A 14046-nucleotide genomic window follows, 5' to 3' on the forward strand; every position below is an offset into this window, starting at 1 on the left:
CGCCCACCGCGGCGCCCCCACACCACGCGCACCAATGCGAGTTCCACGCCCGCATCGGCCCGCCCCGCCTTCACCCACAAGTACCCCATGAAGACTGACCAACCGTCCGCCACCCTGGCCATTGACATCCAGGGCGTCCAGAAAACCTACCCCAACGGCACCGTGGCCTTGCAGCCGGTGGACCTGACGGTGCGCGAAGGCGAATTCGTCACGCTGCTCGGCCCCTCGGGCTGCGGCAAGAGCACGCTGCTGAAAATGGTGGCCGGCCTGCTCGAACCCAGCAGCGGCAGCCTCAAGCTCTGGGGCCAGGGGGTCAGCCAGCTAGAGAAGTCGGGCCACCGCCTGGCCTTCGTGTTCCAGTCGCCCACGCTGATGCCCTGGGCCAGCGTGCAGACCAATGTGCGCCTGCCGCTGGACCTGGCCGGCGTGCCGCGCGCCGAGGCCGACGCCCGCGTGGCCGATGCGCTGGCCCTGGTGGGCCTGTCCAGGTTCGCCAAGGCCCTGCCGCGCGCCCTCTCCGGCGGCATGCAGATGCGCGTGTCGATCGCGCGCGGCCTGGTGGTCGAGCCCACGCTGCTGCTCATGGACGAGCCCTTCGGCGCGCTCGATGAGATCACCCGCCACAAGCTCGACGCCGACCTGCTCGAACTCTGGCAGAAGAAGAACCTCAGCGTCGTCTTCGTCACCCACTCCATCCACGAGGCGGTGTTCCTCTCCAGCCGCGTGGTCATGATGGCCGCGCGCCCGGGCCGCATCGTCGAGGAATTCCAGATCGACCAGCCCTACCCGCGCACGCCGGACTTCATGGTCTCCACCGAATTCAGCCACTACGCCAAGCAACTGCAGGACAGCCTGCTGCGCGCCAGCCGCGACACGACCGAAAGCGCACACGCATGAACCCCACCGTCAACACCCCCTTCCTGAAACAGCCTCGCGTGCAGCGCGTGCTGTACCCGGCCCTGGTCGCCATCGTGCTGGTCGCGCTCTGGCACGGCCTGGTGGTCGGCCTCGAACTGCCGCCCTACCTGGTGCCCTCGCCCGGCCTGATGATGGAGACGCTGGTCAAGGACTGGTCCACGCTCTTCAACTCGCTGGTGATCACCATGAAGATCACCGTGCTGTCCTTCGTGGTGGCCGTGGTGGTCGGCGTGCTGATCTCCTTCCTGTTCGTGCAGAGCCGGCTGATCGAGACCGCGCTGTTCCCGTACGCCGTGCTGCTGCAGGTCACGCCCATCGTGGCCATCGCCCCGCTGATCATCATCTGGGTCAAGCAGCCCACCGCCTCGCTGGTGGTGTGCGCGGCCCTGGTGGCCCTGTTCCCCATCATCTCCAACACCACGCTGGGCCTGCGCAGCGTCGACCCCGACCTGCAGAGCTACTTCAAGATGAACCGCGCCACGCGCGGCCAGATGCTCTGGCGCCTGCGCATCCCCAGCGCGCTGCCCTACTTCTTCGGCGGCCTGCGCATCTCCTCGGGCCTGGCGCTGATCGGTGCCGTGGTGGCCGAGTTCGTCGCCGGCACCGGCGGCACCAACACCGGCCTGGCCTACCAGATCCTGATGGCCGGCTACCAGCTCGACATCCCGCGCATGTTCGCCGCGCTGCTGCTGATCTCGCTCGCCGGCGTCTTCCTGTTCGTGCTCATGGCCTGGCTGACCAAGGTGTCGCTGGGCTCCTGGCACGCCAGCGAAATCGCGCAGGACTGAACCGCATTGAAAGAAGACCACACGCCATGACCGTTTCCAGCACCTCCATCGAACAAATCCAGCAGGAACTGCCCGGCCTCGACTGGATCACCGATCCCCTCAAGATCGGCCGCCTCTCGCAGGACTTCTCCTGGTTCAGCCCGGTGCTCAAGCGCCAGCTGCTCGGCAAGCGCGCCGACATCGTCGTCAAGCCCCGCACCGAGGACGAGATCCGACAGGTGGCCTCGGCCTGCGCGCGCCACCGCATCCCGCTCACCGTGCGCGGCAGTGGCACCGGCAACTACGGCCAGTCCACCCCGCTGCACGGCGGCGTGATCCTCGACATGAGCGGCTACAACGCCTTCCTGTGGTCGCGCCCCGGCGTGGGCCGCGCGCAGGCCGGCATCCGCCTGGCCGAGTTCGACAACGCCGCGCGCCCCACCGGCTGGGAGCTGCGCTGCATCCCCTCGACCTTCCGCAGCGCCTCGCTCGGCGGCCTGTTCAGCGGCGGCTTCGGCGGCGTGGGCTCGATCAACTACGGCCCGATCGGCGCGGCCGGCAACATCCTCGGCATCCGCGCGATGAGCATCGAGGCCGAGCCGCAGGTGGTGGAACTGCGCGGCCCCGAAGCCCTGCTGATGCACCACCTCTGGGGCACCAACGGCCTGGTGCTGGAAGTGGAGATGGCGCTGGCGCCCGCCCACGACTGGATGGAAATGATCGTCACCTTCGACGACGCCGACCGCGCGCTGGACTTCGGCAACGCGCTGGCGCACGCGCCCGGCATCGTGAAGAAGAACATCGCCCTGCTGGCCGACCCCATCCCCGCCTACATGGTGCCGCTGGCCGAATATCTGCCCAAGGGCTGCCACGCCGCGCTGCTGCTGGTGGCCGAGTTCTCGGAAGCCGCGGCCCTGCAGGTGATCACCGCCCACGGCGGCCAGGTCACCTACCGCCGCACGGCCGACGAGGTGCGGGCCCAGCACCACACGCTGGCCGAGTACTGCTGGAACCACACCACGCTCAACGCCCTCAAGGTGGACAAGGGCCTGACCTACCTGCAGACCACGTTCACGCCGGGCAAGCACCTGGACCAGGTGCGCCGCATCCGCGAGCTGTTCGGCGACGAGGTGCTGATGCACGTCGAGTTCCTGCGCAGCATGGACGGCTTCACCACCTGCACTTCGCTGCCGCTGGTGCGCTTCACGACGGAAGAACGCCTCAACGAGATCATCCAGATCTTCCGCGACAACGGCATCCGCGTGAACAACCCGCACACCTTCATCATCGAGGAAGGCAAGGTCGGAGGCGACCTGCCGCAGAACGTGATCGACATGAAAAAGCGCTTCGATCCGGCCGGCCTTCTCAACCCCGGGAAGATGCGCGCCTGGGGCCTGCCCGACTGAGCCACCCACCCTTGCACCGGAGACACCACATGAGCACAGGCAAACCCATGGCCCACTACGCCGCCGCCAAACGCGTCGGCGACTTCGTGTTCATGAGCGGCGTCGTGGCCGTGGACCCGGCCAAGCGACGCACCGTGAGCAGCTACGAGGACATCCCCACCAAGGCGCTGGCCGCCCTGCGCAAGCAGGGCTTCGTCACCGGCCAGATGTCGGTGGACGTGTTCGAGGCGCCCATCGTGTCGCAGAGCTGGTTCGTGCTGGACCGCATCCGCCAGCTCGCCGAGGAACACGGCGGGAAGATGTCCGACGTGGTCAAGCTGGTGCAGTACTTCCGCCACCTGCCCCACTACGCGCCCTACAACCGGGTGCGCGGCCTGTTCTTTCCGGGGGAGCCGCCGGTGAGCACGGTGGTCGAGGTCTCGCGCTTCCTGCCCGGCGACGAGGTGCTCGTCGAGGTGGAGGCCACGATGTACCTGCCGCAGTGATATGAAACACCCCCCTGCGCCGCTGCGCGGCTTCCCCCCTCCGTGGCGCGCCTTCGGCGCTTCGAGGGGGAACGGCATCTCGGGCCGGCGCAGCCGGACCCTTGATGCCTCTGGAGGGTGCACTTCTTTCGTTGCGGGTCGCGCTGCGACGCGTTGAGGAACTGATCCCTAGCGTCTGCTCAGCAGGCGCGGCACGTTCACCACCACCCGCACGTCGCCCGGCGGCAGGCTGGCCTTGATCTCGTGGGCCGGGTCCTGCGTGTCGCGCCAGGTCGGCTCGCCCAGCGGCATGCCCTGGCGCCCGACGATGGCGAACACCTGCGGCGCATTCGCCTTGGCGCCGCGCCGCGTCACCACGGCCACCTCGCCGCTGGCCAGGCGCACATAGCTGCCCGGCGGATAGAACCCGATGTGTTTGACGAACAGCGCGCCCAGCGCGTCGGGTTGCTGATCGGGCCCGAGGTACAGCTCGCGCGCCACCTGCTGCGAGAGCAGGCCGCCCCGGCCCATGCGCGGGCTGATGCAGGCCACGTACACGTCGGCCATCTGCAGCAGGCGCTGCGCGAGGTCGGCCACCGGTTTGCCCGCCGGGTAACCGCTGCCGTCGGGCCGCTCGTGCTGCTCTTCCACCAGGCGCAGCCACAGCGCGTCCGCCACACCCAGTTCGCGCAACATCGCCGCGCTGCGCAAGGGGTGCTCGCGCACCGTCTGGCGCTGGGCGTCGGTCAGGGGACCGGTCTGGCGGGCCATCGCGTCGTGCGTGCGCGTCATGCCCATGTTCATGGTCAGCGCGGCGCGGAACAGCGTGGCCTGCTCGGCGGGCGACACCCCCGTGGAGGGCGACACCAGCGCGCACAGGCCCGCGGAAAGCAGCGCGTGCGTCGCGCTGTAGCCCATGCGGGCATCGAAGAGCAATTGCACCAACACCAACAGGCAGTCGTCCGGCGCCGAGTGCCACAGGCGCTGCGCACGCGCGGCCAGCCGCTCGAGCTTGTCGTTGAACTGGGTGGCGGCCGTGCCCTGGTGCAACAGGCTGTTGAGCGACGCGTGCAGGTCGGCCCAGAGCTCCACCGGCCCGGCCTCCTCGCGTGCCTCAACATGGGGCACCTCCACCGCGTGGCTCACACCCGCGATGCGGTTGAGCGGCGCGTTGTCGCGCACCATGCGGTCGAGTTCGGTGGTGTAGCTGTACGACCAGGCGCGCCAGTCGGCCTCCAGCACCACGGGCGAGTGCAGCATCAGCAGCCCCCGGTGCTGTTCCGAGGTGATCGCTTCGCCCTTGCGCAGCAACAGCACGCCCTTCGGGTCCCACACGTTCACGGGAACCGGCTGCTGCAGGGCGATGGCGTCCAGAGGAAGCGACTTGTACATTCCGATGAATCTACGCCTCGCCCGGGCCGCCAAAGCCGGGAATAAACGCAGAAAAGCCCGCAAGTTCGGGCGCTCGCCAGGGGCACCGGCGCGCCGTGGCCCTCAGCGCCGCAGACCGGCCAGGACGAATTCAACGACATGCCGGCGGCGCTCGGCCACCGCCTCTGGCGTTGAAAAATCCCGGTCGAACACCGCGCTCAGGGTGTGGTTGTTCGAGAAGAACAGAAAGATGAGCGAGGTCATCGAGATGTAGAACTGATAGGGATCCACGCCCGAGCGGAACAGGCCCGCGCGCTCGCCCCGCTCAAGCATGGCCGCGACCTTCTCGATGAGGGGCGTGTACAGCGCCCGCAGCTTGGTGGACTGCTGGATGTGGCGCCCGTTGTGCATGTTCTCGTCGGACAGCAGCCGGATGAGCTCCTGGTGTTTCTGCACATGGTCGAAGGTGCTCAAAACCAGATGCTCCACCGCCTCGACCGGCCCGCCGCTGGAGAGCTCCACGTCTTCGTCGTGCATCCGGAAGGACAGATAGGCCCGCTCCAGCACCTCGACAAACAGGGCCTCCTTCGACCCGAAATGGTGGGCGAGCATCTGCTTGCTGACGCCCGCGCGTTTGCAGATGGCGTCCACCCGGGCGCCCTGGAAACCGTTCTCGGAGAACTCCACGTAGGCAGCGTTCAGCAGATTGCTCTTGGTTCGCTCCGCGTTCCGCTTGCCATCGGAGGGTTCGCGCGACCGGCTCGCCGAGATGAGCGGTGCTGGGGACTTGTTGGGGCTCTCCATGGTTTCGATTATGCAGATTCGACATCTTGGTTTTTAACCAACCATCCGGATGGTTGACTAAATGGATTTTGTTTTCTAGACTGCGCGTGCCGCGGGTGCTGACCCGTGGCGCTGTCTGCAACTCAACGGGAAGTGTCGAATGTCCAAACGGCGGCTGGAAATCGGTGAAATGAATCAGCACTGGGTGCTGAACAAGCAGGTCAACACCTCGCGCAAGGGCATCGTGGTGGCGGCCAGCGCCCGCGCGGCGGAGATTGGCGCGACCGTGCTCGCGGAAGGCGGCAACGCGGTCGATGCGGCCGTCGCGGCCGCCTGTGCGCTGCATGTGGTCGAGCCCTGGTCCAGCGGGCTGGGCGGCGGTGGCTGCATGCTCGTCCACCAGGTCAGCGAGAACCGCTGCCACGCGATCGACTTCTCGATGAAATCGGCGTCCGACATCGATGCCCGCGACTACCCCCTCCTCCCGGGCAAGGAGCGCTTCGGCACCTTCCGCTGGCCTCGGGTCGAGGGCGGCCGCAACATGTCGGGGCCCACGTCGATGCTCATCCCCGGGGCGGTCGATGGGCTCGGGCAGGCGCTGGAGCGTTTCGGCACCTGGGAATGGCGCCGCGCCCTGGCGCCGGCGGTTGAACTGGCCGAGCGGGGCTGGCCGGTGAACTGGTACACGACCCTGGCCATCGGCACGGAAGCCCGTGGCCTGGCGCGCTTCCCCGGCACCCGGGACGTGTTCCTGCGCGACGGGCACTACGCACCGACGGTGGAGGAAGCCGATGGCGTCGACGCCATCCGCAACCCGCGCGACGCCGCGATGCTGCGGCGCCTGGCCGAGCGCGGCTACCGCGACTTCTACGAAGGCGAAACCGCCCGCGACCTCCTGGCCGACGTGGCCGCCTGCGGTCGGACCTGGACGGCGGCGGAACTCGCGGCCTACCGCGCGCGCGTGGCCGAACCGATGGCGCTCGACCACGCCGGCGTGCGCCTGATGGTGGTGCCCGGCCTTAATGGCGGACCGACCGCGCTGCGCTTCTTCGAACGCCATCTTCACGATCACGCGCCCGGGCTCGGCCAGCCCACGCCGGACGACTACCTGCGCATCGCCTCGGTGATGCGCGACTGCTGGGCCGAACGCTACGCCAGCCTGGGCGACACCGGCCCGCGCGACAAATGCACCACGCACCTCAACGTCGTCGACGCGCAGGGCAACATGGTCTCGCTGACCAACACCCTGGGTGCACGATTCGGCTCACGCGTCATGCTCGAACGCCTCGGGCTCCTGATGAACAACGGCATGTTCTGGTTCGACCCCGAACCAGGCAAGCCCAACTCCATCGGCCCGGGCAAATGGCCGCTGACCAACGCCTGTCCCATGATGGTGGCGCGCGACGGCCAGCCCTGGCTGGCACTCGGCGCCTCGGGCGGGCGGCACATTCCCCCCGCCGTGGTCCAGTTGCTGTCCTTCATGGTCCACCACGGCCTGAGCCTCGCGCAGGCGTTCAACACGCCCCGGATCGATGCCTCGGACCCGGCGCAGGTGCTCTGCGACCACCGCCTCAGCCCAGCGGTGATCGAGCGCATCGCCGGGCACCACGAGGTCACCCTGCTCGAACACACCGCGTACCCCATGCCTTTCGCCGTGCCCTCGGCCGTCATGCGCGTCGACGGCCAGAACAGCGGCATGGCGTCCATCGACGTGCCCTACAGCGTGGCGATCAGCGAAGAACAGCTCGCACGCCCCTCCAACGCAGCAACCTGAAAAGGAAACCAGCCATCATGAGCCACCCCATCGTCACCCGCGAGCAGATGCTCAAACGCGTGGCCTTCTTCAACCAGCTGGTGCCGAGCACGATGCCGCTGATCGACGCGGTGCTGCCCGAGTACCAGCGGGAGAACTACAACATCATCGGCATGGGCGTGTGCGAAGACGCGTCCATGGAGATCCCGATCACCGACGTGGAGAACTTCCATGTCACCCTGGTGAAGGCCCAGCCGGGCAAAGGCTCGGGCCTGCACCTTCACCAGACCGTCGAAGTCTTCATCCCGCTCTCGGGCACCTGGACGCTCATCTGGGGCGACACCGGCGAGCACGAGATGACCCTGGGCCAATGGGATGCCGTGTCGGTGCCGCCGCACATCATGCGCGGCTTCCGCAACGACGGCGACCAGGAGGCCTACATCCTCGCGATCCTCAGTGGCACGGACCCCGGCAAGGTGGAGTGGGCCAAAAACGTGCTCGACACCGCCCGCCAGGCCGGCTTCGAGCTGGACGCGCAGGGCCACATCACCCGCACCTGACGCACAGACCCTCTTTCGTCGAAAGGACATCCCATCATGATCCAGCTGCTTCTCTCCAAGATCCTCGTGGTGGCCTTGACCGCCGCTGCCGCCCATGGCGCGGCGGCGCAGTCGGCCTACCCCAGCAAGCCCATCCGCATCGTCACGCCGATCGCCCCGGGGGGTTATGAGTGGATCGCGCGGCTTCTCGCGCCCAAGCTCATGGCCAGCCTCGGCCAGCCCATCGTCATCGAGAACCGGGTCGGCGCGAACGGCAACATCGCGATGGACCTCGTGGCCAAGGCACCCGCCGACGGCCACACCCTGCTGTTCGCCTCGACGGGCGCACTCACGATCAACTCGTCCATCTACGAGCGCATGCCGATGGACCCGATGAAGGATCTGGAGCCGGTGGCGCTCGCGGGCACGACGGCCATGCTGTGGGTCGCGAACCCCAATGGGCCGATCCGCACGCTGGGCGACTTCGTTCAACAGGCCAAGGCCGCCCCGGGCAAGCTCGATCTGTCGATGGGCGCCAGCGGATCGCTCAACCACCTGGTCTTCGAAGGCATGCGCCAGCGCCATCGCCTCGACGTGACCGTCGTCCCCCACAAGACCGCGCCCGAGGCGCAGCTGGCGGTCATCAGCGGCATGCTCCCCATCATGGTCGATGCGGTGTCCACCGGTGCGCCGCACGTCAAATCGGGCAAGCTGCTGCCGCTGGCGGTGACCTCCGCGACCCGGGTGGAGGCCCTGCCCAACGTGCCGACCGCGAAGGAGCTGGGGCTGGACGATCGGGAGTACCTCGGCTGGTACGCGTTCATGGCGCCCCGCGGCACGCCGCCCCAGGTCATCGCGCAGCTGAACCAGGCCATCAACGAGGCCTTGAAAGCGCCCGACGTGCAGGAAAAGATGCGCGGCGCCGGCACCGAACCCACGCAGCGCACGCCCGAGGAGTTCCGCCACTTCATGGTGGACGAGCAGAAGAAATGGGGCGGCATTGCCAAGGCCGGCAACGTGAAGGTGCAATGAGTGGACGCATTCGCCCAGGGCATCAAGGGGTTCGGCGAGGCATTGCGGCGCGGCGCGGTCACGAGTGAGCAGGCGACGCAGCAGTACCTTGCCCGCATCGCCCAAAGCCAGCCGAAACTCGCGGCATTCCGCCGCGTGAGGGCCGAGGAGGCGCTGGCGGAAGCCCGTGCCCTGGATGCGGCGCTGTCCGAGGGAGACGACCGTGGCCCCCTGATGGGTGTGCCCATCGCCATCAAGGAGATCATCGCCGTCCAGGGACTGGGCTGCAGCGTCAACTCGTCGCTAGCCGTCGCCGACCTGCTGCCGGCGGAGGGCCCTCTCGTCCGCGCGCTTCGCGCCGCGGGCTGCGTCATCCTGGGCACGACGGTCTCCACGGAATTCGCCCTGGCGACGATCAACTGGAACGACCCGGGCCCCTGGAACCCGGTGGATGCCGCCACGCGCCGCCTGTGCGGCGGGTCCAGCCATGGTTCGGCGGTGGCCGTGGCGGCGCGCCTGTGCGCCTTCGCCGTGGGCACGGACACCGGCGGATCGGTCCGGGTGCCGGCGGCGCTGTGCGGCGTGGCCGGGTACAAGAGCACCCGGGGCACCTGGTCGACCGAGGGTGTTTTTCCAGCGGCACCGTCCCTGGACTCGATGGGCGTGCTGGCCACGAGCGTGGCCGATTGCGCCACGGTGGCGAACGCGATCAAGCCTTCGCCACGCGCTCTGGCCATCCCTCTGCTCGGCTTGCGCCTGGGTCTGCTGCGCGAGCGCGATGGCGAGCCCTTGGACGCAGCGGTCCAGGAAGCGCTCGACGACACCATCGAGTGGCTGCAGAAGGCCGGTGTGGTCGTGTCGCCCATCGAGCCTCCGGGAGCGGAGGACGTCGCGGCACTGTTCTCACGGCTCATGCCGGCGGAGTTCGCGCGGGTGTTGGGCAAAGAGCGGTTGCGCGCCGGCCTCGGCTCGCTCGACCCGGTGACCGCCGCTCGCGCCGCGGCCGAAATCGACATGGACCCTGCGGAGCTGGACGCCTTGCGGCGACACACCGCGCAATGGCGGCGCCAGGCGCAAGCACAGATGGGGGGATTCGACGCCTGGATGGGTGCCACGACCCCGATGTTGCCCGGCCCCCGCAACGCGTTGCGCTCGCTGGAGGAGGCCTTGCAATGGAACCGGCGCGTCGGGCGCCACACCCGGCCCGTCAACCTGTTCGATCAATGCGCGATCAGCATGCCCATCCCGACGCGGGAAGGCTTCCCGGCCGGCTTGCAACTGATTGGCAGGCACGGTGAAGACCCGCACTTGCTGGCCATCGCCCACGCCATCGAAAAGCTGCTCCACCCTGGCTGACAGGCAAGAAAAAAGGACTGGCGATTTCTCGCAAGTCCTTGTTTCTCCAGCGTCTTGTCTGGTGGGCGGTGCAGGGTTCGAACCTGCGACCCCTGCCGTGTGAAGGCAGTGCTCTACCACTGAGCTAACCGCCCGATTGATCTGACCGATCTCTCGGAAGCCTCAAATTATAGCCGGTTTTTGGGCCGTTTCAGGCGGCTTGCACCGAACGCCACAAGGTTTTGCCTTTGCTCGCCTTGTCCAGTTCGGCCAGCACCCCTTCGTGGGCCTGGCTTTCCTGCTCGTTGGCCAGCAGCACCGGCAGCTCGAAGCGGCTCAGGTCCAGCGCCTCGGTCTGCCCGTCCTCGCCCGGCGCATCGCCCAGGTCCATGAGCAGCGCGTCCTGGCCGCGCGTCATGTTGATGTAGACGTCGGCCAGCAACTCGGCATCGAGCAAGGCGCCGTGCAGCGTGCGGCCCGAGTTGTCCACGCCCAGGCGGTCGCACAGGGCGTCGAGGCCGTTGCGCTTGCCAGGGAACATTTCCTTGGCCATCACCAGGCTGTCGGTCACCTGGCCCAGGATGGTGGTGATGGGCGGGTGGCCCAGGCGCTCCATTTCCTTGTTGAGGAAGCTGATGTCGAACGGCGCGTTGTGGATGATCACTTCCGCGTCGCGCAGGTAGTCCAGCAACTGGTCGGAAATGGCCGCGAACTTGGGCTTGTCGCGCAGGAACTCGTTGCTGATGCCGTGCACCTTGAGCGCGTCCTCGTGGCTGTCGCGCTCGGGGTTCACGTAGAAGTGCAGGTTGTTGCCGGTGAGCTTGCGGTTGAGCAGCTCGACGCAACCGATCTCGATGATGCGGTCGCCGTTCTCGGCCGACAGGCCCGTGGTTTCCGTGTCGAGGACGATCTGGCGCATCAGTGGTTTTCCTTCGCGTGGTTGATCGAGTACTTCGGGATCTCCACCGTGAGGTCCTTCTGCGCCACGATGGCCTGGCACGACAGGCGCGAGTTGGGCTCCAGGCCCCAAGCGCGGTCGAGCAGGTCTTCCTCGGTCTCTTCCAGCTCGTTGAGGCTGTTGAAGCCTTCGCGCACGATCACGTGGCAGGTGGTGCAGGCCGCGCTCATGTCGCAGGCGTGTTCGATGTTGATCTTGTTGTCCAGCAGGGCTTCGCAGATCGAGGTGCCCGCGGGCGCCGTGATGCTGGCGCCCTGGGGACAGTATTCGGGATGGGGCAGGATCTTGATCGTGGGCATGGGACGTTGTGTTTTCAGACTTCTTCGAGTTTCTTGCCAGACAGGGCCTGCTGGATGCCCCGGTTCATGCGCAGCGCGGCGAAGGGCTCGGTGGCCTTGGCGAGTTCGGTCGTGGCGTTCTCGATCGCGTTGGCGTCGTCGCCCTGCGCGGTGGCCGCCAGCGCCGCCATGAGGTCGTCGATCTGTTGGCGTTCGGTGGGCTGCAGCAGGTCGGCGTCGGCGGCCAGCGCGGTGCGCGTGGCGGCGATCATGCGGTCGGCGTCCACGCGGGCCTCGACCAGCGCGCGCGCCTGGATGTCCTGTTGCGCGGTGGCGAAGCTGTCCTGCAGCATGGCGGCGATCTGCTCGTCGCTCAGGCCGTAGGCGGGCTTCACGTCCACGCGGGCTTCCACGCCGCTGCCCTGCTCTTTCGCGCTCACCGACAGCAGGCCGTCGGCGTCCACGGTGAAGGTCACGCGGATGCGCGCAGCACCGGCCACCATGGGCGGGATGCCGCGCAGCTCGAAGCGCGCGAGGCTGCGGCAGTCGGCCACCAGGTCGCGTTCGCCCTGCACCACGTGCAATGCCAATGCGGTCTGGCCGTCCTGGTAGGTGGTGAAGTCCTGCGCCAGCGCGGTAGGGATGGCGCTGTTGCGCGGCACGATGCGCTCGACCAGGCCGCCCATGGTCTCGATGCCCAGCGACAGCGGGATCACGTCCAGCAGCAGCAGGTCGCCGTCGCGGCTGTTGCCGGCAAGCGCGTTGGCCTGGATGGCGGCGCCCAGCGCCACCACTTCGTCCGGGTTGAGGTTGGTCAGCGGCTCGGTGCCGAAGAACTCGCCCACCGTGCGGCGGATCACCGGCATGCGGGTCGAACCACCGACCATCACCACACCTTGCACCTCGTCCTTGGCCGTGCCCGCGTCGCGCAGCACCTTGCGCACCGCGGTCATCGTGCGCGCGGTGAGCGCGGCGGTGCAGGCCTCGAAATCGCCCGGCGTGACCGCTTGTTCGATGGCCTGGCCCGCCACGCTGGCGCGGAAGGTCTCGCTCGCGGCCGACGACAGTGCCTCTTTCACGCGGCGCGCCTCGGCATGCACGGCGGCCCGCTCGGAGGCATTGAGCTCGGCACTCACGCCCTGCTGGGCCAGCACCCAGGCGGCCAGCGCCTGGTCGTAGTCGTCACCGCCCAGGGCCGAATCGCCGCCGGTGGCCATCACCTCGAACACGCCCTTGGTCAGGCGCAGGATGGAGATGTCGAAGGTGCCGCCGCCCAGGTCGTAGATGGCGTAGACGCCTTCGGAGCCGTTGTCCAGGCCATAGGCGATCGCGGCGGCGGTGGGCTCGTTGATCAGGCGCAGCACGTTGATGCCCGCGAGCTGGGCCGCGTCCTTGGTGGCCTGGCGCTGCGCATCGTCGAAGTACGCGGGCACGGTGATCACCGCGCCATACAGGTCGTCGTCGAAGCTGTCCTCGGCGCGAAAGCGCAGCGTGGCCAGGATCTCGGCGCTGACTTCCATCGGCGTCTTGCGGCCGGCCACGGTCTCCACCACGGCCATGCCGTCCTGCTCGACCACGGTGTAGGACAGCTTGTCCACGTCGGCCACCTGCGCACGGCGGCGGCCCATGAGGCGCTTGACCGAACTCACGGTGTTCGCCGGGTCCTGCACCTGCGCGGCCAGTGCCTCGAAGCCGATCTGCCGGCCCGAGCCGCCCTGCGCGGGATCGAGGTAACGCACCACGCTGGGCAGGATCACGCGGCCATCGGCCGCCGGCAGGCATTCGGAGACGCCGTGGCGCACAGCGGCCACCAGCGAATGCGTGGTGCCCAGGTCGATGCCCACCGCCACGCGCCGCTGGTGCGGGTCGAGCGACTGGCCGGGTTCGGAGATCTGCAGAAGCGCCATGGGTCAACGGTCATTCATAAGGGGGAACCGGCTATTGTCCCAGCAGATCGAGCCGGTTCTCCACATCGCTGGCAAAGCGCTCAACGAACATAAGGGCTCTGACCTGTTGGGCCAGCGCGGGCCAGTCCCGCAGGTCGTCGGCCGTGGTCTGCACTTCCTGCAGCATCGCGCGCCGCGCGGTGGCCACGTCGTCGGCCATGCGCTCCAGATCGTCCTGGCCTTGGGCCTCGTCCAGGTCTTCGCGCCACTGCATCTGCTGCATCAGGAAGGCGGCGGGCATGGCGGTGTTGTTCTCGGCCTGGATCGGCGCGCCGTGCAGTTCACACAGGTAGGCCGCGCGCTTGAGCGGGTCCTTCAGGCGCTGGTAGGCCTCGTTGATGCGCACCGACCACTGCATCGCCTGGCGCTGGGTCTGGGCATCGGCGGTGGCGAAGCGGTCCGGATGGGCTTCGCGCTGCAGGTCTTTCCAGCGCGCGTCGAGCGCGGCGCAGTCCACCGCGAAGCGCGGGCTCAGGCCGAAGATCTCGAAGTCGGTCGATTGCAAATTCAGGTTCAT

At 68.0% G+C, this 14046-nt stretch carries 14 protein-coding genes and 1 tRNA gene; 8 read left to right on the plus strand and 7 right to left on the minus strand.

Translation table 11 applies throughout. The annotated features are described in order from the left end of the window. Positions 1-87 precede the first annotated feature (87 nt). From AC1Q9M_RS01975 to AC1Q9M_RS01990, 4 genes are read left to right on the plus strand one after another with little or no spacing between them, the layout of a single operon-like run. Positions 88-897, plus strand: coding sequence for an ABC transporter ATP-binding protein (locus AC1Q9M_RS01975; RefSeq protein WP_382158542.1), 810 nt, complete (start codon positions 88-90; stop codon positions 895-897). After that, positions 894-1706, plus strand: coding sequence for an ABC transporter permease (locus AC1Q9M_RS01980; RefSeq protein ID WP_382158544.1), 813 nt, complete (start codon positions 894-896; stop codon positions 1704-1706). The genes AC1Q9M_RS01975 and AC1Q9M_RS01980 overlap by 4 nt, the downstream gene beginning before the upstream one ends. A 26-nt stretch (positions 1707-1732) precedes the next feature. Continuing rightward, positions 1733-3091 carry an FAD-binding oxidoreductase gene (locus AC1Q9M_RS01985; RefSeq protein ID WP_492432157.1) on the plus strand — a complete coding sequence of 453 codons (1359 nt, stop codon included), beginning with the start codon at positions 1733-1735 and terminating at the stop codon, positions 3089-3091. 29 nt (positions 3092-3120) lie between these two features. Beyond that, positions 3121-3576 carry a RidA family protein gene (locus tag AC1Q9M_RS01990; protein WP_382324343.1) on the plus strand — a complete coding sequence of 152 codons (456 nt, stop codon included), beginning with the start codon at positions 3121-3123 and terminating at the stop codon, positions 3574-3576. Positions 3577-3744: 168 nt separating this feature from the next. Here the strand turns inward: AC1Q9M_RS01990 and AC1Q9M_RS01995 are convergent, their stop codons facing one another. After that, positions 3745-4947, minus strand: coding sequence for an HD-GYP domain-containing protein (locus AC1Q9M_RS01995; protein WP_492432159.1), 1203 nt, complete (start codon positions 4945-4947; stop codon positions 3745-3747). A gap of 102 nt (positions 4948-5049) precedes the next feature. Further along, positions 5050-5730 carry a TetR/AcrR family transcriptional regulator gene (locus AC1Q9M_RS02000; protein WP_492432161.1) on the minus strand — a complete coding sequence of 227 codons (681 nt, stop codon included), beginning with the start codon at positions 5728-5730 and terminating at the stop codon, positions 5050-5052. A 169-nt stretch (positions 5731-5899) separates the two neighbouring features. On the opposite strand from AC1Q9M_RS02000, the gene AC1Q9M_RS02005 reads away from it, so the two are divergent. From AC1Q9M_RS02005 to AC1Q9M_RS02020, 4 genes are read left to right on the plus strand one after another with little or no spacing between them, the layout of a single operon-like run. Then, positions 5900-7483 carry a gamma-glutamyltransferase gene (locus AC1Q9M_RS02005; protein ID WP_492432163.1) on the plus strand — a complete coding sequence of 528 codons (1584 nt, stop codon included), beginning with the start codon at positions 5900-5902 and terminating at the stop codon, positions 7481-7483. 17 nt (positions 7484-7500) lie between these two features. After that, a complete protein-coding gene (locus tag AC1Q9M_RS02010; protein WP_382326825.1) occupies positions 7501-8022 on the plus strand; it encodes a cupin domain-containing protein in 522 nt (173 codons plus the stop codon). A gap of 36 nt (positions 8023-8058) precedes the next feature. After that, on the plus strand, positions 8059-9033 hold the full coding sequence (locus tag AC1Q9M_RS02015) for a Bug family tripartite tricarboxylate transporter substrate binding protein (protein WP_382324336.1): 975 nt from the start codon (positions 8059-8061) through the stop codon (positions 9031-9033). Next, positions 9034-10368, plus strand: a complete 1335-nt coding sequence (locus AC1Q9M_RS02020; RefSeq protein WP_492432166.1) for an amidase — start codon at positions 9034-9036, stop codon at positions 10366-10368. It begins immediately after the preceding gene. Between the two features lie 59 nt (positions 10369-10427). On the opposite strand, the gene AC1Q9M_RS02025 is transcribed toward AC1Q9M_RS02020, so the two are convergent. From AC1Q9M_RS02025 to hscB, 5 genes are all read right to left on the minus strand, one after another. Then, a tRNA-Val gene (locus AC1Q9M_RS02025) sits at positions 10428-10502 on the minus strand. Positions 10503-10558: 56 nt separating this feature from the next. Then, positions 10559-11266: a DNA polymerase III subunit epsilon gene (gene dnaQ, locus AC1Q9M_RS02030; RefSeq protein ID WP_382158552.1), complete on the minus strand. Its 708-nt coding sequence runs from the start codon at positions 11264-11266 to the stop codon at positions 10559-10561. After that, positions 11266-11604: an ISC system 2Fe-2S type ferredoxin gene (gene fdx, locus AC1Q9M_RS02035; protein WP_382158553.1), complete on the minus strand. Its 339-nt coding sequence runs from the start codon at positions 11602-11604 to the stop codon at positions 11266-11268. Before fdx ends, dnaQ begins: the two co-directional genes overlap by 1 nt. Before the next feature lie 14 nt (positions 11605-11618). Then, a complete protein-coding gene (gene hscA / locus AC1Q9M_RS02040) occupies positions 11619-13490 on the minus strand; it encodes a Fe-S protein assembly chaperone HscA (protein ID WP_492432168.1) in 1872 nt (623 codons plus the stop codon). Positions 13491-13521: 31 nt separating this feature from the next. After that, positions 13522-14040, minus strand: coding sequence for a Fe-S protein assembly co-chaperone HscB (gene hscB / locus AC1Q9M_RS02045; protein ID WP_492432688.1), 519 nt, complete (start codon positions 14038-14040; stop codon positions 13522-13524). Positions 14041-14046: the final 6 nt, after the last annotated feature.

This window comes from Hydrogenophaga sp. GW823-FHT04C09 (assembly GCF_058796355.1).